The 20,085-nt window shown below is 61.0% G+C and carries 16 protein-coding genes; 6 read left to right on the forward strand and 10 right to left on the reverse strand.

The window, feature by feature from the left end; all coding sequences use genetic code 11:
* Window positions 1–122: 122 nt before the first annotated feature.
* The 9 genes from I2E13_RS00430 to I2E13_RS00465 all read right to left on the reverse strand — a co-directional run bounded on the left by I2E13_RS00430 (window position 123) and on the right by I2E13_RS00465 (window position 11,904).
* The gene (locus I2E13_RS00430; protein WP_195403859.1) at window positions 123–572 is read right to left on the reverse strand and encodes a hypothetical protein; all 450 of its coding nucleotides are present in this window, start codon (window positions 570–572) and stop codon (window positions 123–125) included.
* Window positions 573–1,068: 496 nt separating this feature from the next.
* Complete coding sequence (locus I2E13_RS00435; protein ID WP_195403860.1) at window positions 1,069–5,850, reverse strand: 2-hydroxyacyl-CoA dehydratase; 4,782 nt, start codon at window positions 5,848–5,850, stop codon at window positions 1,069–1,071.
* A gap of 11 nt (window positions 5,851–5,861) precedes the next feature.
* A complete protein-coding gene (locus tag I2E13_RS00440; protein ID WP_117785895.1) occupies window positions 5,862–6,572 on the reverse strand; it encodes a TetR/AcrR family transcriptional regulator in 711 nt (236 codons plus the stop codon).
* 249 nt (window positions 6,573–6,821) lie between these two features.
* Window positions 6,822–6,947 carry a hypothetical protein gene (locus I2E13_RS11035; RefSeq protein WP_022094649.1) on the reverse strand — a complete coding sequence of 42 codons (126 nt, stop codon included), beginning with the start codon at window positions 6,945–6,947 and terminating at the stop codon, window positions 6,822–6,824.
* Between the two features lie 471 nt (window positions 6,948–7,418).
* The gene (locus I2E13_RS00445) at window positions 7,419–8,276 is read right to left on the reverse strand and encodes an HAD-IIB family hydrolase (protein WP_195403861.1); all 858 of its coding nucleotides are present in this window, start codon (window positions 8,274–8,276) and stop codon (window positions 7,419–7,421) included.
* An 87-nt stretch (window positions 8,277–8,363) separates the two neighbouring features.
* Window positions 8,364–8,702, reverse strand: a complete 339-nt coding sequence (locus I2E13_RS00450) for a P-II family nitrogen regulator (protein ID WP_099432138.1) — start codon at window positions 8,700–8,702, stop codon at window positions 8,364–8,366.
* Window positions 8,703–8,848: 146 nt separating this feature from the next.
* Window positions 8,849–10,126 carry an ammonium transporter gene (locus I2E13_RS00455; RefSeq protein ID WP_117563834.1) on the reverse strand — a complete coding sequence of 426 codons (1,278 nt, stop codon included), beginning with the start codon at window positions 10,124–10,126 and terminating at the stop codon, window positions 8,849–8,851.
* A gap of 197 nt (window positions 10,127–10,323) precedes the next feature.
* Window positions 10,324–11,343: a putative ABC transporter permease gene (locus tag I2E13_RS00460; RefSeq protein WP_233502303.1), complete on the reverse strand. Its 1,020-nt coding sequence runs from the start codon at window positions 11,341–11,343 to the stop codon at window positions 10,324–10,326.
* Between the two features lie 3 nt (window positions 11,344–11,346).
* A complete protein-coding gene (locus I2E13_RS00465; protein ID WP_195403862.1) occupies window positions 11,347–11,904 on the reverse strand; it encodes an HD domain-containing protein in 558 nt (185 codons plus the stop codon).
* A gap of 228 nt (window positions 11,905–12,132) precedes the next feature.
* Between I2E13_RS00465 and I2E13_RS00470 the strand changes: the two genes are divergently transcribed.
* Window positions 12,133–13,914 carry a 1-deoxy-D-xylulose-5-phosphate synthase gene (locus tag I2E13_RS00470; RefSeq protein ID WP_195403863.1) on the forward strand — a complete coding sequence of 594 codons (1,782 nt, stop codon included), beginning with the start codon at window positions 12,133–12,135 and terminating at the stop codon, window positions 13,912–13,914.
* A gap of 288 nt (window positions 13,915–14,202) precedes the next feature.
* Here I2E13_RS00470 and I2E13_RS00475 read toward each other — a convergent pair whose 3' ends face one another.
* Window positions 14,203–15,405: an iron-containing alcohol dehydrogenase gene (locus I2E13_RS00475; RefSeq protein WP_195403864.1), complete on the reverse strand. Its 1,203-nt coding sequence runs from the start codon at window positions 15,403–15,405 to the stop codon at window positions 14,203–14,205.
* A 269-nt stretch (window positions 15,406–15,674) separates the two neighbouring features.
* Here I2E13_RS00475 and I2E13_RS00480 point away from each other — a divergent pair, with 269 nt between their 5' ends.
* The 5 genes from I2E13_RS00480 to I2E13_RS00500 all read left to right on the forward strand — a co-directional run bounded on the left by I2E13_RS00480 (window position 15,675) and on the right by I2E13_RS00500 (window position 19,994).
* The gene (locus I2E13_RS00480; protein WP_117802881.1) at window positions 15,675–16,667 is read left to right on the forward strand and encodes a glutamate ABC transporter substrate-binding protein; all 993 of its coding nucleotides are present in this window, start codon (window positions 15,675–15,677) and stop codon (window positions 16,665–16,667) included.
* Window positions 16,668–16,805: 138 nt separating this feature from the next.
* On the forward strand, window positions 16,806–17,465 hold the full coding sequence (locus tag I2E13_RS00485; protein WP_022094657.1) for an amino acid ABC transporter permease: 660 nt from the start codon (window positions 16,806–16,808) through the stop codon (window positions 17,463–17,465).
* Complete coding sequence (locus tag I2E13_RS00490; RefSeq protein ID WP_117629933.1) at window positions 17,462–18,295, forward strand: amino acid ABC transporter permease; 834 nt, start codon at window positions 17,462–17,464, stop codon at window positions 18,293–18,295. The genes I2E13_RS00485 and I2E13_RS00490 overlap by 4 nt, the downstream gene beginning before the upstream one ends.
* 37 nt (window positions 18,296–18,332) lie before the next feature.
* Window positions 18,333–19,097, forward strand: a complete 765-nt coding sequence (locus I2E13_RS00495) for an amino acid ABC transporter ATP-binding protein (RefSeq protein ID WP_117746439.1) — start codon at window positions 18,333–18,335, stop codon at window positions 19,095–19,097.
* 87 nt (window positions 19,098–19,184) lie between these two features.
* Window positions 19,185–19,994, forward strand: a complete 810-nt coding sequence (locus I2E13_RS00500) for a gamma-glutamyl-gamma-aminobutyrate hydrolase family protein (RefSeq protein WP_195403865.1) — start codon at window positions 19,185–19,187, stop codon at window positions 19,992–19,994.
* The last annotated feature ends 91 nt before the right edge of the window (window positions 19,995–20,085 follow it).

Consider the following 20,085-nt stretch of genomic DNA (forward strand, 5'->3'; position numbering starts at 1 on the left):
ATGTGAGATGGATGCGCGCACAGGCGCGAGTCGGAACGAGGCGCAGACGCGACGCAGGCCGCGAGCAAAAAAGCGGGGCGCGATTCATGTCCGTGCCCCGCTCGCTGTTTTATTGCCGTGAATCAACTGTCCGCATCGACATCGCCAGACTCCACCGTAAACGCCGGACCGGTACTCACCAGATAAAAACGGGTCACCCTGGTATCTCTAAATAGGTAGAGCAAGCCCTGATCGCGTCGGCGTGACAAGTACGCCACGTGGACCGTACCGAATTCTTCACCGTTTTCCTTCTTTAATATCAGGATGTTGGGGTCATCCGCACGCTTAAACTGCCCGTCTGTGCAGATTCCGTCTTGGTCGACCAGCTGCCATCGACAGTTGTCCTCCTCAAGAAAAGCCAGGGTTTCCCGACTCGTTTTATCATCCCGATAGTAACCATCAATGGCAAAGCCTTCGGAAGCACATTCCTGCATATAGGATGTTTCTCGACTTATAGCAAACAGCCCCGTAGCGCCAAAGAGCACAGCCAGGCAGACCACTGCAAGGGTTATCGAAATAGCACGGCGACCCATGTTAGCCCAACCGATAGTTATTTAACGGAGCGCGAAACATACCTGGAACCTCCGATATCAGGGGGAACGTCACCTATGGCCTGCCGGCAATCATATGTTTCCAACATCAAACCATATGGCTGCCACTCGCGGAGGGGGCATCGGCGAACGGCGTGTTTTCATACTCCATTGGTCAAACCTAAGCGCAGCGCTACAACTTGTACTTGTACACGCGATAGATGTACTTCTCGGCTTCCATCTCGTAGGTAGCGATGGGCAGTCCTCAGCGATCATCTCGTCGTTTGGCAGATAGGTCAAACTGTGCTGGCCCGCGTTGAGCGAATAATCGCCTTGAGCCTGCAGCAACTTGTCCTCAAAGCCCGAACCGGCCCAAAAATCGGACAAGCCCACGGAAGGCTGTAGCAAGGTCATTTGCGCAACATATGTCCAGCAAAAACGGGTGGTAGCCGGTACGGCTACCACCCGCTTGTCTCATATCTAGCCCAAAGCAGGCCGGCTACTTCTTAATGCAGCGCCCCAGACGCTTGGCGACCGATGCAACGGCCTCCTCGCTGGCCGGCCCGCAGCTCACGCAGCCATCGTGGGCACGCATCTGGCCGGTGACCTCGTCCATCGCGAGCGGCGCCACCTTCTCGAGCTTAAAGCCCTTACCGGCGCGCATGTTCTCCTTGGCCACGCTGATCATGAGCTTAATACGGTTGAGCTGGTTGACCTCGGACGCGCCGGGGTCGTAGTCCACCGCGACGATGTTGCTCTCGGGATGTTGGCGGCGCAGCTCCTTGATTACAGCCTTGCCCACCACGTGATTGGGCAGGCACGCGAAGGGCTGCGTGCAGATGATGTTGGGCGCACCGTGATCGATCAGGTCGAGCATCTCGGCCGTGAGCAGCCAGCCCTCGCCCATGTTGTTGCACACCGAAAGCACCGTGCGGGCCTTGTCAGCCATGGTGCCGATGCGCTCGGGCGCCTCAAAGCGGCGGGACTTCTCGAGCATCTCCTCCACCGGCGTGCGCATCCAGTCCACCAGCTTGATGAGCGCTTGCATGCCCGCACGCGTCGTGGCAGAGCTGCCCAACTCGTCCTTCTGCAGCTCGGCGTTGCTCATGGAGTACAGGAAGAAGTCGAGCAGGCCCGGCACCACGGCCTCGCAGCCCTCGCGCTCGATGACATCGACCACGTGGTTGTTGGCCGTGGGGTGGAACTTGACCAGGATCTCGCCGACCACGCCCACACGCGGCTTGGTACCCTCGCCCACAAGTGGCATGGTGTCGAACGCGCGAATGGCCTCACGGCACAGCTTGGTGTAGTTATGCCTGTTGAACTTGGGCACCAGCTTGCGAGCGCGCGCCATGTACTCCTCATAGAGCGCGTTGGCGGCACCGGGCGTGGCCTCGTACGGGCGGCAGCGGTAGAGCATCTGCATCATCACGTCGCCAAAGAGCACCGCGTAGACCGCCTGCTTAAGCAGCGCCGGCGTCAGCTTGAAGCCGGGGTTGTCCTCGCCAAGCGCCACGGCCGAAAGCGAGATCACCGGGATCTCGGGGTGCCCGCTCTCGCGCAGTGCCTTGCGGATGAGCGCGATGTAGTTGGTGGCACGGCAGCCGCCGCCGGTCTGGCTGATGACCACGGCCGTCTTGGACAGGTCGTACCGACCGCTCTCGATGGCCTCCATGATCTGGCCCGTCACCAGAATCGACGGATAGCAGATGTCATTGTTCACATAGCGCAGACCGGCCTCGACGGCATCGTGGTCAGTCGAGGGCAGCAGCTCCAGGTTGTAGCCGGCACCACGGAACACCTCTTTGACCAGGTCAAAGTGGATCGGCGCCATCTGCGGGCACAGGATGGTGTAGCCCTCCTCGCGCATCTGCTCGGTAAAGGGCACCTTGGGCCATGCGGTCGAAGCGCTCTCACGCTGCGCCTCGAACGTATACTTGCGGCTCGCGAACGCGGGGGCATCCGCGGAGGGAGCCACCGGCGCGGCATCGCCCTGCTCGTAGGCCTCGCCCGCGGCCGTGGCCTCTGCCAGGCGCTCGGCCTCCTGGTCCTTGAGTGCCGCCATGAGCGAGCGGATGCGGATGCGCGCGGCACCCAGATTGGACACCTCGTCGATCTTGAGCACGGTGTAGATCTTGCCGCTGGCCTCCAGGATTTCCTGCACCTGGTCGGTGGTCAGGGCATCGAGACCGCAGCCGAAGGAATTAAGCTGGATCAGGTCAAGGTCGTTGCGCATGGTCACAAAACGAGCGACGGCATACAGGCGGCTGTGGTACATCCACTGGTCGACGACGCGGATCGGGCGCTCGGGCTTCACCAGATGCGCGAGCGAATCCTCGGTAAAGACCGCAAAGCCAAAGCTCGAGATAAGCTCGGGCAGGGCGTGGTTGATCTCGGGGTCGTTGTGGTAGGGACGGCCGGCGAGCACAATGCCGTGGCCGCCGTGGTCCTCGACCCACTTAAGGGCCTCCTCGCCCATGGTCTGGATGTCCTCGTGGAAACGTGCGTCGGCCTCGTAGGCGGCGTTGACGGCGGCATCGACCTCGGAGCGCGTAATCTTGGGGCCGCGCACACGACCGCGACCGGCCTCGGCGTCGGCCACACGGTCGACGGCGAGCACTTGGTACAGGCGGCGCTTGAGCTCGGTCTTGTCATGATAGGGCACAAACGGATACAAGAACTCGATGTTCTGCTCGCGGATCTCGTCGATGTTGAGCGCCAGCGCCGTGGGGTAGCTCATGACGATGGGGCAGTTATAGCAGTTGCCAGCCGTCGGGTCCTCCTTGCGCTCCCAGCGCACGCACGGCATCCAGATAAAGTCGACATCGCGGTCGATGAGATTCATCACGTGGCCGTGGCTCATCTTTGCCGGGTAGCACACGCTCTCGGACGGCATGGACTCGATGCCCGCCTGGTAGGTCTTCTTACTCGACTGGTCGGACAGCTGCACGCTAAAGCCCAGGCGCGTAAAGAACGCGTGCCAGAAGGGGTAGTTCTCGTACATGTTGAGTGCGCGCGGGATACCCACGGTGCCGCGCGGGGCCTCGTCGGGGCTCAGCACCTCGCGGTTAAACAGCAACTCGTTTTTCTTTTTGAAGAGGTTGGGGGCCTCGGTCTTTTGCTTTTTGTGGCCGGCACCCTTCTCGCAGCGGTTACCGGTGATAAAGCGCCTGCCGCCGCCAAAATCGTTGACGGTAAGCTGGCAGTTGTTGGAGCAACGTCCGCAGCGGACGTGCTTTTGCGTCACGGTGAGGTGCGCGATGTCCTCGGCCGAAAGGATGGTCGAGGTGCCGTCGGCGCCGGCGCGATCGCGGGCGAGCAGGGCCGCACCGTAGGCGCCCATACAGCCGGCGATGTCGGGGCGCACGGCGTGAACACCGGTGAGCTGCTCAAACGCACGCAGCGTGGCGTCGGACATAAAGGTGCCGCCTTGGACGATCACCTGATTGCCGATCTCCTTGGGGTCGCGCAGCTTAATGACCTTGAACAGGGCATTCTTGATGACGGAATAAGACAGGCCGGCCGCGATGTCGCCCACCGTGGCGCCTTCCTTTTGCGCCTGCTTGACGCGCGAGTTCATAAAGACCGTGCAGCGGCTGCCCAGGTCGACGGGGGCCTTGGCATGAATGGCGGCATCGGCAAACGCGCGCACGTCCATGTTCATAGACACGGCGAAACTCTCGATAAAGCTGCCGCAGCCCGACGAGCAGGCCTCGTTGAGCATGATGTGCTCGATGACGCCGTCCTTGACGCGCAGACACTTCATGTCCTGGCCGCCGATGTCCAGAATAAACTCGACGCCGGGCAGGAATGCCTTGGCGCCGCGCAGGTGCGCGACGGTCTCGATCTCGCCGGAGTCAGCCTTGAGGGCCTCGATGAGCAGCGCCTCGCCGTAGCCCGTGGTGGTCACGTGGCCGATGGTGCAGCCCGCGGGGATGTGGTTGTAGAAATCGGCCATGATGACCTTGGCCGTGCCCAGGATGTCGCCGTTGTTGTTGCCGTACCAGGTGTGCAGCAGCTGGCCATCCTCGCCCACGAGCGCGGCCTTCATGGTGGTAGAGCCGGCGTCGATGCCAATGAACACGCGGCCGGTGTAGCCGTCGAGCTTGCCCTTGGGGACGACCTCGGTGTCGTGGCGACCCTTGAACTCGGCAAAGTCCTCGTCGGTGGCAAAGAGCGGATCTAGACGCTCGACCTCGGCACCCTGCGTGTCGCCCAAGCTGTCGATGGCCTCGATGAGCTGCGGGAACGTGCTGAGCTTGTTGGACTCGTGCGCCATGGCGGCGCCGCTTGCCACAAACAGGTGGGCGTTTTGGGGCACAATGCGGTGCTCCTCGTCCAGGTTGAGCGTGAGGTAGAAGCGGTGACGCAGCTCGGAGAGATACTGCAGCGGGCCGCCCAGGAAGGCGACGTTGCCGCGGATGGGACGGCCGCACGCCAGACCCGAGATGGTCTGGGTCACGACCGCCTGGAAGATGGAGGCGGCCACGTCCTCGGGGCGGGCGCCCTCATTGAGCAGCGGCTGCACGTCGGTCTTGGCAAAAACGCCGCAGCGGCTGGCGATGGGATAGATGGTGGTGGCGTTGGCCGCGAGCTCGTTGAGGCCGCCGGCATCGGTGTGGAGCAGGGTTGCCATCTGGTCGATGAACGCGCCCGTGCCGCCGGCGCAGGTGCCGTTCATGCGCTGCTCGATGCCGTTATCGAAGTAGATGATCTTGGCGTCCTCGCCGCCCAACTCGATGGCGACATCGGTGGCCGGGATGAGGGTCTCGACGGCGCGCTTGCTGGCGATGACTTCCTGGACAAACTCTAGGTCGAGCCATTGGGAAAGCAGCAGACCGCCCGAGCCGGTAATGGCGCAGGTCATTTGGGCCGTCGGCAGCACGGTCGCAGCACCCTCGAACAGGTCGCGGGCGCAGGCACGGACGTCGGTGTGGTGGCGCTGGTACTTGGCGTAGACGATCTGGTTGTCGTCGTTGAGCACGGCGAGCTTGACGGTGGTGGAGCCCACATCGATGCCCAGGTGTAGGTTGCCGCGGGCGGCCTCGGGGTTGAAAATCGCGCCTTCGGGGGCGTGGGCGGCGGCTACGGGCTCAGTAGCGGTAGCGGGCTCGGCGGCGACGGACGTCTCCCCTGCCGCGTTCTTGGCATCGGCAACTGCCTCGGCAACTTTCTCGACAGCCGCGGTCGCGGCCTTCTGCGCAGCGTCCATCACGGTGGGCGCGGCCTCGCGTGCGGCAGCAACCATGCGGTCCTTGATGCCCTCGACGAGTTTGCTCATTGTCTCTCCTCTTAGTTGTTGGACTCGACGGTTGCAGCGGTGTCGGCCGCGTCCTCGAGCTGCAAGTTCAATAGCTTCATGCCGTATTCCGGCACGTTGATATCGATGGGTTGGCCATACAGGTCGCCGGGGCGCACAAAAGCGAGCACCGTCATAATGCGCGCCATGGCCTCGGGCGATTCGGTGAGCCCACGCTCAAACCAGCGCTGAATCAGGCCGACCTCGGCACTCACGACGTAGGTGACGTAGTAGTCAAAGAACGTGCCCAGCGCCAGGCCCAAAATGCCCGTCTGCGCACGCGGCACCACAGCCTCACGCGCGGTGTCGATGATCCTTTTAATGAAGGCCTGGTCGCCGCCCGGACCCAGCAGCGCACCGATTAAGTCGCGGTTGGCCGCAAGATAACGCAGCAGCTCAACCGAACCGGGCGCCGGCTCGAGCTCATCGATGTTGTGATAGAGATCGGGCAGCTGAGCTGCGGTGATGAGCTCAATGCGCTCACGGATCTCGGCCAGCAAGCCATCCTCGATCTGATTGATAAAGTCGGGGATATCGCGGTAGTGCGAATAGAACGTGCGACGCGTAAGACCGGCGCGCTCGGTGAGCGACGCGACATTAATGCGCGAAAGGTCGCCGCTTTCGGCAAGCTCGCTGGCAAGTGCCTGGCGAAGGGCACGCTGCGAGCGAAGGGACCGGCGATCGCATTTCTCGAGCTGGGACAAGCGTCCTCCTTGTTACTCAGCCTGTGCGCTATTGCACAGTGCGAGTATTATTGCACACCGTGTGCATCAACACGTAAAGGCAATATTTGGAATGTGACGAGGAGGCAGCCCCTTTGTCACAACCCGCCTGGCTTTTGGAGCGGCATTACCGATTGTCCAAAATGTCATTCGTGGGTAGAATAGTGTCGACGGCAGCCCAAGTTGTAGCTGGCTGGGCAGCGCCGTTGTTTGCATTAGGGGGTCAACGCCTTAGCGGCGGCGACCCCTTCTGTTGCGCTTCGAACGCTGCTTGAGTGCCTCGGAAAGGCCGACAAGCGCCGTGAAGAACGAGACCAAAGCGGTCAGAAGTCTCACGAAATCAATCAAATCGGTCATGGGCATCACCTCCCATCAAATGGAGGGCGCTGCCCGGCACATGGAACTGCCGTCAACGATACCGATTCTATCAAAGCGCAGTTAGATATGCGAATGTTTGTTCGCATTTCAGAAGATCGGAGCTCGGGTATGGCGAAGGAGCAGTTCCTTTGCCATACCCGAGCTTGTCGCCGAACTGCCAACTACATTTTTCGAGTTATTCGGCCACGCTACTGGTTTTGTATAAATGCACCGCCGGGATTATCTGAGGGTTTTTGTCCTTATTTGAGCGTATACATGCCCATTTGCGCACTTACGTCACCGAATCAAACACCATTAGAGGCATGAATGTTCCCGAGAGGGCATCTCTAGCCATTTAACGACCTCCGACAGGCCGAATAACTCGAAATTTGTTGGTAGCGAAAGTGTGACAGTCCTATACGCCAAAAGCCGGTATCTCCCATGTGACAAAGGGACAGTCCCTTTGTCACATTATTCGATGACGGTGCGGGAGTTTTGCTTGCGCATGGTGGCGAGCATGTGTTTGGGGACGGCGTGGACCATGCAGCTGCCGATGGTCGCACTCGCGGCGGCCTTAGCTGCATCACTGCCGTTTTTGGTCGCGTAGCTGTGGCGGAAACGCTTGAGCATGGCGATGTCGTTGCCGCCGTCTCCATAGACCGTAACCTCGTCCTCGGCAATACCGTAGTAGCCCGCCAGCCAGGCCACGCTCTCGCCCTTGTTGCACGCCACGTCCGTGATCTCGAACATCACCGGGTCGAACGGCGCGTTGACCACACGGTCCGAACGCTCGGCCAAATATGTCTTAAGGTCACGCTCCAGCTCGGGCGAGGTCACGCGACAATTGATCTTGCATACATCGTGACGCAGGATGTCACCGATCGACTGGTCGAAATACTGTTCCTCATGGTACCCGCCACGCGCACGCATGCCGCGCATCAAGATGCGCTTGATAGGACTGTCTTTTTTAAAGCCCGCCTGATGCATCTCGAACGAACCGCTCGAAAACATGCCATCGGGCGTAGAACAATCAAAACAGATATCCGGAAACTCCTTGAGTAGCTCCTCGGTGATCTGCGGATCGATGGTCCAGGTCTTGAGCACCTCGCCATGACTGTCGCGCACAATGGAACCGTTAGAGCAGCAGGCATCGAGCGCCAGCCCCGTAAAGCCATGCTCGCCGATCGGCAGCGTCGAGCGTCCGGTCGCGGGAACCACATGCAGGCCAGCCTCGGTCAGTTCGCGAATGACACGGCGGATGGTCCCATCCGCCTCGTGCAGGGCGTTAAGCAACGTACCGTCTAAGTCACTCGCGAACATCTTGATCATGGGCATGCCTCTCTTTCGTCTGCACGATATTGTAGACGAGAACGGGCGCGCCCCAAGAGAGGCACGCCCGTCAGGCGAAAGATTGTCCTACACCGCGGCGGGGCCATGTTCGCCGGTGCGAATGCGGATGACTTCCTCGACCGGCTCGACCCAGATCTTGCCGTCGCCGACGGCGCCGGTGCGGGCGGCATTGCAGATGATGTCGACAATTCCGTCGACATGTTCATCGGCGCAGATGAGGGTGAACTGCACCTTAGGGATCGTGTTGACAAGCAACTCGTTGCCGCGCACGTATTCCTTCCAGCCATGCTGCGCGCCGCAGCCCTGCACCTGGTTGATAGTCATACCGCGAACATCAGCAGCAAACAGCGCGTCTTTAAGAACCTCAAGCTTCTCCTGGCGCACGATAGCCGTGATCTTTTTCATAATGAATTCCTCTCAATAATCAACGTATCCCTTTACATGAGACGCGGGTTTCCCAGGTGCCGCAGATTGGGTTGAAAGAGGAGCGCCGCGTACTTTTGTACGCAAGCGACGGTTTGAAACCCAAGGTGCGGTGCCTGGGGAAGCCGCTAGTCAAGTCCCGAGAAGGAGGGATATGCGCTCTCGCCGTGTTGACTTGCATCCAAGCCCAGCGCCTCATCGGCCTCGTCCACGCGCAGGCTGCCGCGGAACAGCGCCTTGACCACCGCGGCAATCACCAAGTCGAGCACCAGCACAATAGCGACCGTCACCACAATGCCCAGGATTTGCGAGATGAGCAGCGACATGTCACCCGTGTAGAACAGGCCGCCCTTACCGGTCCACGAAAGCTCCGGCACGCAGAACAGGCCCGTGAGCACGCCGCCCAAGATGCCGCCGATACCATGGCAGCCAAACGCGTCGAGCGCATCGTCGTAGCCGAACTTGGTCTTGAGATGGCTGATGGCCAGGTAACAGACGGGAGAGACGATCAGGCCCATGACCAGCGCCGCCCACGGCTCGACAAAGCCCGCGCCCGGCGTGACCACCACAAGGCCCGCAACCAGACCGGTGCTGGCGCCCACCAGCGTGGGACGACCGGTGTGCACGCGCTCGACGGCAAGCCACGAGACCATGCCCGCCGCGCTGGCCGTCACGGTGTTGAGGATGGCGAGTGCCGCCACGGCGTCGGCCTTAAACTCGCTGCCGCCGTTAAAGCCAAACCAACCAAACCAAAGTAGACCGGCGCCCAGCGCCACAAACGGCACGTTATGCGGACGGTAGCTCACCATGCCAAAGCCGCGACGACGGCCGAGCATTAAGCAGAGAATCAGGCCCGTGAGACCAGACGAAATGTGTACCACGTCGCCGCCGGCAAAGTCGAGCGCGCCGATGATGTCGCCGATAAAGGAACCATCGCCGCCCCAAACCATGTGGGCGAGCGGCGCATAGACCACGAGCAGCCAAATGCCCAGGAAGGCCGTCATGGCACCAAACTTAACGCGGCCTGCCAGACTGCCCGTAACGATAGCGGCGGTGATCATGGCAAACGCCATCTGGAAGGCGATGTTGATGATCTGAGGGTAGACGGCACCGCCCGCGGCATTGCCCTCGGCCGCCTGCAGCACCTGGTTGAGCACCGGTAGGCACAGCAACTGGTCAAGGCCTCCAATAAACGGACTCGAGCCGTCGCCGCCGTAGGCCAGCGACCAGCCGGCAACAATCCACAGCACACCAACCAGGCCAATGGCGCCAAAGCACATAAGCATGGTGTTGATGACATTTTTGCGCCTAGACAGACCGCCATAGAAAAACGCCAGGCCCGGTGTCATTAAAAACACGAGCATGGTGCAGATGAGCATAAACGTTGTCGATCCCGTATCGTACATTCGTCCCCCTTGGTCGCATGAACGTTGTCGGCGCCCATAATGCGGCCGAGGGGCAACTGGTGTAGACCAGATACGGCGTTGTTAAACGCTGCGTTGTCGAATGGAAACGGTGCCGCAATCTTGGAAACGGCGCGGCAACGGGCGCGAAACGAACGGGAAATACGCGAGCAAGGAAGCCGTGAGCGCGCCCGCCCCGCCTAGCGCCGGAACAGCTCGCGAGCTCGGTCGCGGAGATCGGTGGCCCGGATGACGCCCTCGTAGCGATTGATGCGCAAGCGCGGAAAGGCATTGAAGAAGCGCAGGTCGCGACGACTGAGCGACACACTCGGCACCGGACGGCTCATGCGCTTGCCGGCAAGGCGACGACTGAGCGACGGACGCGGCATGCTCGGCGCGGCATCGGCAACGCGGCGGGCAGCAAGCGCCAGGCCGCGAGCACCATCCGAGATAAACGTCGGCATCGAAGCCTTCTCGCGCAGGGCATCGAGCGCCGCGTCGCCCAGCTCGGCCAGCCAAGCGTTAACGGCGCGACCGCGGATATGCGTCTGCGCCACCGAGTCGATCGCCGAATCGGGAATACGTTCGAGCATAGAGTCGGAGGCGTCGGCAAGCGACTCATTGATGCGGTCGGCAAGGTCGGCACGCACACGCTCAAGCTGATCGGACAGGCGGCGCCAGCTGGCCAACGAGCACACCGCATCGACCATCATCGCGACCGCGACGATAAAGGCGGACAGCCGCACAATCAGCACCGGCAGATGGCCAAGCAGCCCCAGCAATGCCGGCTCCACTAAACGGCAAATACACAACGCACCCAAGCCAAATGCGCAGGCCCAGTACAGGCAGATGCGTCCGTGCAGGTTAAACGGCAGATGCGAGTAATCCCAAAACCGGGCACCCGTCGTTTTTTCCAACAGCACGCCCACGCTATATTCGATCACGCTGCATACGAGCGCGGCAGCGACAAACTGGCTCGAGGCGTCTGGGATTCCACGCAGCAGCAACCAGCACGCGATGCCGCCCGCACCGTAGATGGGACAACACGGCCCTAGCAAAAAGCCGCTGTTGGCAAAGCGTCCGTGGTTGAGCATGGCGCAGACTGTCGACTCCCATACCCAGCCGCAAAAACCGTAGAAGGCAAACGAGAGTACCAGCGCCGAGAGCGGACAGGCGGCAAGCGTCGCGCCGTCAAATGCCATGTCGATCGCGGTTCCCACCGTCTACCCACTCCTCTTTTCGTTCGATTCTTTGCTCGAGCCGTCACTCGACCCCTCGTTCAAATCGTTCGCGCCGCCTTTGCGCGGCAGACGGCCGGCAATCGTCTCGCGCAGCGCGCACCATTTATCCGCCAGGCACACAATCCATGCCTCACGACACGTCGGCGGCACCGGTACCAGCGGAAACATATGCCGTACGATAATATTCCGCTCGCGCGGCGTCAGCTCAAAATCTTCCTCCGCACGCGCCAAGGCAAAAAACGGGTGGCGAAAGCCATGCAGCCGATGGCTTGGGTCGGGATCGTGCCAGTCATAGAGAAAGTAATCGTGCAGCAGGGCCCCGCGCAGCAGCGATAAGCGGTCGACGGAGATACCGACGCGGCCCAGGCGCTCGGCAACGGACAGACTTGCCCGCGCCACCGAGGTCACATGTGCATAAACCGTCACATCGCCATGTTGGATAAACTCATGCATCAGGTCCAAGCGGCCCGCCTGGGCAAGCTGACGGGCGGCATCGTCGACCTCGCGCGCGATTTTCTCGGCACGAACGGTATCGGACATGCGGCCTCCTTCCGGCGGCGCTCGGCGGCAAGCCGCAGCCTGCACGCAATGAATAAAATCATCATGGAACTTATCAGTATGGCATCGGACAAAACGTTTTGCCCCACCAGTTGGCGAATTACCGCGCCGCCGTCACATATCAAACGCCAAAATGTGCGAGACTGTCTTGTGCAATTGTGCCGGCCGAGGGAGTGCCGGCGCACGATTCGCATGGAGTAACCCACAACGATGCTGCTTACGCAAACGACAACGCCCGAGGACGTCAAGGCTCTCGATCGCGCCGAGCTTCCGCTGCTCTGCGGCGAGATCCGCCACGCCATCCTCGAAAGCTCCGCCGCCGTCGGCGGGCACGTTGCCCCCAACCTGGGCGTCGTTGAGCTTACGGTTGCGCTTCATCGCGTGTTTAACTCCCCCACCGACAAAATTGTCTTTGACGTATCGCACCAGACCTATGCCCACAAGGCGCTGACTGGGCGCGCGTACACTTATATCGACCCGGCACGCTACGGCGAGGCCTCTGGCTTTGCCAATCCCGACGAGTCCGAACACGACCTGTTCGCCATGGGCCACACCTCTACATCGGTGAGCCTGGGCTGCGGCTTGGCGCACGCTCGTGACCTGGCGGGCGATGCGTACAACGTCATCACCATCATTGGCGACGGTTCGCTTTCGGGCGGTCTGGCGTTTGAGGGCTTCAACAATGCCGCCGAGCTCGACAGCAACTTGATCATCGTTGTCAATGACAACGACCAGTCCATTGCCGAGAACCACGGTGGCCTGTATCGCAATCTGGCCGAGCTGCGCGCCAGCAACGGCACCTGCAGGCGCAACGTTTTCCGCGCGATGGGGCTCGACTACCGCTATTTAGACGCCGGCAACGATGTGTTGGCCCTCGTCGACGCGCTGCAGGAGCTGCGCGATATCGATCACCCCATCGTGCTGCACGTCTCGACCGCCAAGGGCAAGGGCTTTGAGCCAGCCCAGAGCGACCCCGAGCGCTGGCATCATGTAGGTCCGTTTGACATGGCGACTGGGCGCAAGCTCTGCCCGGGCCATCCGAGCGAGCCTGCGCCGCGCACCTATGCCGACATTACGGGCGAGGCCCTGAGCGCTGCCATAGAGCGCGATCCGCAGGTTGTGGGCATCACGGCCGCAACGCCCTACATCATGGGCTTTACGCCCGAGCTTCGCGCCGCGGCAGGCAAGCAGTTTGTTGACGTGGGCATTGCCGAGGAGCACGCCGTGACCTTTGCCACCGCGCTTGCGCGCTCGGGCGCCAAGCCAGTCTTTGGTGTGTACGGCACGTTTTTGCAGCGCGCCTACGACGAGCTGTGGCACGACCTGTGCCTCAACGACGCCCCCGCAACCATCCTGGTATTTGGCGCGTCGATCTTTGGCACCACATCCGAGACGCATCTCTCGTTCTTTGATATTTCCATGCTGGGCGGTCTTCCCAACATGCGCTACCTGGCGCCGGCCTGCATGGAGGAATATCTATCCATGCTGAGCTGGTCGCTCGACCATCGCGAGCATCCTGTGGCGATTCGCGTGCCCGGCATTGGCCTGGTAAGCCGCCCCGACTTGGCGCCTGCCGAGGACGCCGATTACGGTGTCGCGCGCTACAACGTGGTGCGCCAGGGCCGCGACGTGGCCGTGCTCGCGCTCGGCGATTTCTTTGAGCTGGGCGAGCGCGTGGCAAACCGCTTGGCAGCCGAATACGGTATCGAGGCCACGCTCGTCAACCCTCGCTTTGCAACCGAGCTTGACCGCGAGTTCCTCGACAGCCTTGCCGCCGAGCATCGCGTTGTCATCACCCTCGAGGACGGCATCTTGGACGGCGGTTGGGGCGAACGCGTCGCGTGCTACTTGGCCTGCACGCCCGTGCGCACGCGCACCTTCGGCATCGCCAAGGGCTTCCCCGACCGCTACGACCCCAACGAGCTGCTCGCTCAGAACGGCATGACGGTCGAGAACATGGCCGCCGAGGCCGTAAGGCTACTCAACAAGTAAAAAGCCTCCGCAAGGGAAGCACCCCTGCGGAGGTTTATATTTTCGCGACGCGATTATCTCGATCTGTAACATCTAGGGCCCGAATTCCCGTCTAACTGTTACAGATCTAGATAAGACGTCTTAGTCCCAGACCTTTGTCTCAATCTGTAACAGATAGAGACCTTTTGGCCGTCCAGATGTTACAGATTGAGACATTCGAATTCCCCTGAAGAGAAAATCTCAATCTGTAACAGTTACTCGGTAAAAACGGCTGCAGATGTTACAGATCGAGACAAAGCAGCAAGGCAACTAACGGTAGCTGTTCTTGAGAATTTTGACGACGTCGGGGTCGGTCAGCGTCACGGGGTCGTGGCTGAACAGGACGCCGTTGGTCGTCAGAGCGTTGTGCGCGATGGCCGGCAGCTCTTCGACCGTAATCCCCCACTCGCTCATGGCGAGGTCTGCCACATGGCAAGCCTCCATCAGGCGCGTGAGCTCAATCACAAAATCGTGCGGATCATCCGCGGCGGCATTGCCCATCAGACGCGCCATGTCGATATAGCGCTCGGGTGCGGCACCATGATCGATCATCCACGTGTGATAGGCACGGGCGATCATAATGAGACCGGCGCCGTGCGGCAGGTCGTGATGATGCGCGCTCATGCCATGTTCAAGACCATGCGAGCCCGTGGTGCCCGAGGCATCCATGGCGTAACCGCCGAGCGTGTTGGCAAACGCAAGGCTCGAGCGCGCCTCCAGGTCATCGCCATTATTGACGCACGCAGGCAGCGCCACGGCGGCACGGCGAATGCCTTCGCGGCAAACCATGTCACCCATGGGCGTGTTGGTATTTGAGATGTAGCACTCAACGCAATGGAACAGGGCGTCGAATCCCTGATAGGCGGTCAGACGTGCCGGAACGCTCACCATAAGCTCGGGATCAACGATCGAAAGTACCGGAAACAGGCGCGGATCGCCCAGGCGAAGCTTCTCATCATTGTCCTCGCAGGACAGGACACCGCCCGCATCGACCTCGGAGCCGGTACCCGCCGTGGTGGTCACGCAAACAAGCGGCAGCGGATCGTTAGGGATGGACAGGCCGAGCGCAGTGCCACCATTCACAAAGTCCCAGATGTCACCGGGGCACTCGTTGCCCTCGGCATCGGTATGCGGGTTGGTCGCCACCGCGCAGATGCCCTTGCTGCCGTCCATGACCGAACCGCCGCCGAGCGCCAGCACAAAGTCACAGTCATGGGTGCGCGCCATCCAGCCACCTGCGTTGACGGTCTCGCGCAGGGGGTTGGGCTCAATGCGATCGAACAGCTCGTGCGCCACGCCGGCGCGTTCGAGCTCGACCTCCAAACGTCCCAGATATCCAAAGCGCTTGACCGAGTTGCCACCCGTGGTAACGATGAGCGCTTTGGTGCCGGGCAGCTTCTGCGCGCCCAGCTCGCCCAATTTGCCCGCGCCAGACAACACCTTGGTCGGTGCGAAAAACGAATAACCGTTCATACGCGATCTCCTTACTTATATATGCGTCGCATTGCCGCCATTATAGCGACCGCTGCGAGCGATCATGCCGTCGGCAAAACGCTATCTCAGCCATAATAATCGACGTTTCCCCAGGTAAAACCTACCAAAATAAACCTGTCCCTTTATGGTAGGTAGAATAACCCATAAGGTAAGTATGTTTCTGAGTTATTTCGTGTTGACCCATTTGAGCGCGATAGGGTATAACTCTACTCAACCACTAGGGATTTTATTGAGAAAGGTGTTCTACCATGAGCAAGAACCTCTCCCAGCAGGTCGTTCTCGACCGCCGCGGCTTCGTCGCCGCCACCTTCGCAACCGTCGCCGGCCTTGGTCTTGCCGGCTGCTCCGACACCAGTACCGAGGCCGACAAGGGTTCCGCCGGTTCCTCCAAGAGCTCCGAGGATACCGAGGTTTCCGCCACGCTCGACGCCAAGGCATTCGACAAGCTGGTCAACGACGGCCCCAAGGCCGATGATGACGCCATCGCCGCCAGCACCTGGGCTACGGCCGTCAAGGATGCCGGCGTCTTTACGATCGGTGGCGTCCAGACCTCCACGCTCTTCTCCCTCCTCAACGAGAAGGACGGTCAGACCCGCGGCTTCGACGCCGGTATCGCACAGCTCCTGTCCAACTACATTCTGGGCGAGAACAAGGTCGAGATCACCCAGGTGACCTCGGACACGCGCGAGTCCGTCCTGCAGAACGGCCAAGTCGACGCTGTCTTTGCCACCTACACCATCACTGACGAGCGCAAGAAGCTCGTCTCCTTCGCCGGTCCCTACTACTACACCCAGCAGGCCATCCTGGTGCTCGCCGACAACGACGACATCAAGAGCGTCGACGACCTGGCCGACAAGAACGTCGCCGTCCAGTCCGGCTCCAACGGCCCCGCCATCCTGGAGGAGCTCGCTCCCAAGGCCAGCCAGCAGGAGTTCAAGACCGACGAGGAGGCCCGCCAGGCACTCCAGCAGGGCCGCGTTGACGCCTACGTCATCGACAACAACATGCAGCAGAGCGCCCTGGTCCGCGAGCCCGGTAAGTATAAGATCGCCGGCAAGCCCTTCGGCAGCAAGGAGCCCTATGGCATCGGCCTGCCGCTCGATTCCGACGGCGTCGCCTTTGTCAACGACTTCCTTAAGAAGATCGAGGACGACGGCACCTGGACCGAGCTGTGGCAGATCTGCATCGGTGACCGCACGGGCGACACCAATGTTCCCGAGCTGCCCGAGATCGGCGCCTAGGCAACGCGCCTAGTAACGGCCGCAACGAAACCATACGGAAACGCACGGTGCGCTTTATTGCGCTAAACTGTTTCCTTACTGAGTTGTCGGGGCTTCCGTACACACGGGAGCCCCTTTCCTTATCGGCGGGAGGTCCGCATGAGTCTCTCCGAGCTCTGGTCGCTCTATGGCCAGAACTACATTGACGCGCTGCTAGCAACCTGGGGCATGACGCTTGAGTCGTTTGCCATCGCCATGGTGCTGGCCGTCGCCGTCACCGTGATGCGCGTGTCGCCGCTCAAGCCGCTGCGCGTCTTTGGCGACCTGTATGTCCAGGTCTTCCGTAACATCCCCGGCATCGCGCTGCTCATCATCGTCGTCTACGCATTGCCGCCACTCAAGGTCGTTCTGCCCTACCGTACCTGCGTTATCGTCGCCACGGTGTTGCTGGGCTCCGCCTTTGGCTCCGAGAACTTTATGAGCGGCATCAACACCGTCGGTGTCGGCCAGGTGGAAGCCGCCCGCTCGCTGGGCATGAGCTTCAGCCGTATCCTCGCTAAGATCGTGATTCCGCAGGCGCTGCGCTCGAGCGTGCTGCCCATGACCAACCTCTTTATCGCCGTCATGCTCACCACCGCGCTCGGCAGTCAGGTGCCGCTTAAACCGCAGGAGCTCACCGGCGTGGTGAGCTACATCAACACGCGCTCGCTCGGCGGCGTCGCCGCGTTCTTCATCTCGGCGCTCGGCTACCTGGGCACGGCCTTTGTGGTGAGCCACATTGGCAACTATATCGATAAGAAGGTGAGGATCCTCCGATGAGCAAGCACTCCACCTCTGCGCTCACCATGCGCGATGCGCTCTACGAGGCTCCCGGCCCCAAGATGCGCGCCAAGATTCGCGTCGGCACCGCCATCTCACTTGTTGCCGTGGCCGCGCTCATCGCTCTGGTACTGCAGCGCTTTTATGTGACCGGCCAGCTTTCGGTCCATTACTGGTACTTCTTTACGCACCTCACCACCTGGAAGTTCCTGCTTGCCGGTTTTGAGGGCACGGTTAAGGTCGCGCTCACCGCCGGCGCCATCGCGCTGGTACTGGGCTTAGCCCTCATGCTCGGCCGTACCAGCGACATCAAGCCGCTGCAGCTGGTCTGCCGCGTGCTCACCGATTTCTTCCGTGGCGTGCCGAGCCTGCTGTTCATCTACTTCTTCTTTTTGGTGCTGCCTCAGTACAAGATTTCACTGCCGTCGTTTTGGATGCTCACGCTTCCCGTCGCGCTCGCTGCAGCCGGCGTACTTGCCGAGATCTTCCGCGCCGGCGTCAACGCCGTGCCGCGTGGTCAGGTCGAGGCAGCCCAGGCGCTCGGTCTCTCCAAGGCCAAAATCACCTTTAAAATCGTATTGCCCCAGGCGATTCGGTTTATCATTCCGTCGTTGATTTCGCAGCTCGTGGTCGTAGTCAAAGACACCACCGTCGCCTATGTGGTGAGCTACCCCGACCTCATGCAAAATGCCCGCGTGCTCATTACCAACTACGACGCCCTCGTGTCGGTCTACCTGGTTATCGCGGTCATCTACATCCTCATCAACGTCGCGATCAACAAGGCCGCTGTCTACGTTTCGCACAAGACCGGCGCGACGATCATCCGCTAACGCTTTTACCATTTCGAGTCATAAGGAGCCGAGCACCATGGCACAGAGCACCTCTTCCACCGGCAATCAGCCGCTGATCGAGCTCAGGCACGTCGATAAGCACTACGGCGACCTGCACGTTCTCAACGACATCAATCTCTCGGTCGACCGCGGCGAAGTCGTCGTGGTGATCGGCCCCTCGGGCTCGGGCAAGTCGACCATGTGCCGCACCATCAATCGCCTGGAAACCATCGACTCGGGCGAGATCCTCATCGAGGGCGAGCCCTTGCCGCAGGAAGGCAAAGACCTTGCCCGCATGCGTGCCGAGCTGGGCATGGTGTTCCAACAGTTCAACCTGTTTGCACATATGACGGTACTGCAGAACGTCATGCTGGGACCGGTCGATGTGCTGGGCGTATCCAAGGAGGAGGCTCGTGAGCGCGCCATGGACCTGCTGAGCCGCGTGGGCGTGGCCGAGCAGGCCGACAAGGTACCCGCACAGCTTTCGGGCGGCCAGCAGCAGCGCGTGGCCATCGCCCGTTCACTTGCTATGCAGCCCAAGGCCATGCTCTTCGATGAGCCCACGAGTGCCCTTGACCCCGAGATGATCAATGAGGTGCTCGAGGTCATGGTGCGCTTGGCGCAGCAGGGCATGACGATGATCGTCATTACGCACGAGATGAACTTTGCCCGCCGCGTGGCCGACCGTGTCGTGTTTATGGCCGATGGCCAGATCGTGGAAACCGGCACGCCCGATGAGTTCTTCGACCATCCCCAGACCAAGCGCGCCCAGGACTTCCTCAACTCCATCAAGGGCCACTAACCAGCCACCCCGTGGGACAAATCCATCGGAAGTGTTGTCCCACGTCTCTCATGCGCCCTGTCACCTTTAGATTCGAAAGCAACACCTATGATCGGAACTCGCAGTTCATCGCCCTACACCCCACATGTCGACGTCGCCCCCGCCGACCGCCCACTCATCCTCGTCGCGCCGCGTTGGGAAGAGGCAAAGCCGTTTTTAAGCGAGACGCTCTCCCCCAACGAGGAGATTGCCAGCGTCTTTGTCGATGCCATCCTTGCCGCCGGCGGCCTGCCGCTGCAGATGTCCATCACCGAGGACATTGAGGTCATCCGCCATTACGTCGATATCGCCGACGGTATCGCTATTCCCGGCGGCCCGGATGTCAACCCCAAACGCTGGGGCGATGATCGACCCTACGACCCCACCCTCTGCTGCGAGATCCGCGATTGCTTTGAGTTTAAGCTGGTCGGCGAGGTGCTCCGCGCCAAAAAGCCGCTCTTTACCACCTGCCGCGGCACGCAGTTGCTCAATGTCGCCACTGGCGGCACTCTGTGCATGGACGTGCCGAGCCTGGGCGCTCGCGAGGGCCGCACACAGTGGCGCCATACCCACGTGCTCAACGATCCCGTGCACCCTGTCGAAGTCATGCCGGGCTCGCTGCTGGAGCGCGCGCTTGGCGGCCACAGACTGATCCAGACCAACTCAGCACATCACTGCTGCGTCGATCGTCTGGGTAAAAGCACGCGCTTGGTCGCCAAGGCAACCGACGGTATTCCCGAGTGCATCGAGGTCGAAGGCCAACCATTCTGTCTAGGCGTGCAATGGCATCCCGAGTACACGTGGAAGACGCTCGAAACCGACTTTAACCTGTGGAAGTCGTTTGTCGAGGCGGCGGCAAAGGTAAAGCAGGCCCGCTAGCTCGCGAACCACTCAGGTTAAAGCCTCCTAAGCCGGGGGGGGCGGACACCAGCTACGGTGCCCGCCCCCCTGTATTTGATATGCTCGGTAT

This window comes from Collinsella aerofaciens (assembly GCF_015554145.1).
GTDB classification, from domain to species: domain Bacteria; phylum Actinomycetota; class Coriobacteriia; order Coriobacteriales; family Coriobacteriaceae; genus Collinsella; species Collinsella aerofaciens_AA.